The organism is Paraburkholderia sp. UCT31, assembly GCF_014397655.1.
GTDB lineage: Bacteria > Pseudomonadota > Gammaproteobacteria > Burkholderiales > Burkholderiaceae > Paraburkholderia > Paraburkholderia tuberum.
The window spans coordinates 1-1,233 of the sequence record NZ_VZQP01000177.1; the positions used below are offsets into that span (position 1 = coordinate 1).

Consider the following 1,233-nt stretch of genomic DNA (forward strand, 5'->3'; position numbering starts at 1 on the left):
TCTGAGCTTGCCCGTAAAAAATGGATCCCTTGCTGAGTGTGTAAAACTCACGCGAGGAGGAAGGAAAGATGGGTAATCCGAGAGCACGGTACACGCAGGAATTCATGATAGAAGCCGTGCGCATGGTCCGCAGCGGCCAGAGCATGGCGGCGGTGGCAAAGATACTAGCCATTAGCCCGAAGACGCTGCACAACTGGGTTAAGGCCGATGCCGCTGGCAAGCTGAACGGCGCAGGCAAGCAGGTTTCTCCCGAACAGATGGAGATTGCCCGGCTGCGCGCGGAGTTGGCACGCGTGAAGATGGAGCGCGACATATTGGAAAAAGCCACGGCGTACTTCGCAAAGGTGTCGGATTGAAGTACGCCTGGATTGAACTTCACAGCCGACAATGGCCGGTTTCCCTGACCTGCCAGGTGCTGGGTGTCAGCCCCAGCGGTTACCATGCCCGCAAGGCCCGGGACGTCGATACGGAGCGTCCGCGCCGACGTATCAGCAACGACGCCCTGCTGGTCCACATCAAGGCCGTGCACGCTGAATCCAAAGGCGAGTACGGCTGGCCGCGGGTGTGGAAGAAGCTGCTTGCCCAGGGCATTCGCGTCAGCAAGGATCGTGTCCAGCGGCTCATGAAGCTGCATGGCATCAAGGCGAAGACCAAACGCCGCTTCAAGGCCACCACCGACAGCAACCACAACCTGCCGGTCGCGCCGAACCTGCTGCAACGCGATTTCTCGCCTGCTCGCCCCGATCAGGCCTGGAGTACGGACATCACGTACCTCTGGACTGACGAGGGCTGGCTGTACCTGACGGTCATCCTCGACCTGTTCAGCCGTCAGGTGGTGGGTTGGTCGATGCAGCCACACATGCGCACGGAGCTGGTGTCTGACGCGCTGCGTATGGCGTGGTTTCGCCGCCGGCCGGAAGCGGGCCTGATCATCCATAGCGACAGGGGTAGCCAGTATTGCAGTCATGACTTCCAGGACCTGCTTAAGGGCTACGGCATGCGCAGCTCGATGAGCCGTCGAGGAAATTGTTGGGACAACGCGCCGACCGAAAGCCTGTGGGGATCGCTCAAGCGAGCACGCATCCTTGGCCAGCGCTTTGCAACGCGTCGCGAAGCGATGGACGAGGTAATCGACTGGTTGAGCTTCTACAATCATTCGCGCTTGCACTCGACGTTGGGCTACGTCAGCCCGATGCAATTCGAGCAGGACTGGCACGCCGCCCAGAACCAACG

Annotated in this window: 1 protein-coding gene; it reads left to right on the forward strand. The window is 60.4% G+C overall.

What is annotated here, in order from left to right:
* Window positions 1-68 precede the first annotated feature (68 nt).
* Window positions 69-1,233, forward strand: a protein-coding gene (locus F6X40_RS41465) for an IS3 family transposase (RefSeq protein WP_187631887.1) whose coding sequence is annotated in 2 segments (ribosomal slippage) — window positions 69-324 and window positions 324-1,233 — 1,166 coding nt annotated over the 2 segments. Because the reading frame shifts where the segments join, the coding sequence is not laid out codon by codon here. This gene is flagged as partial in the annotation.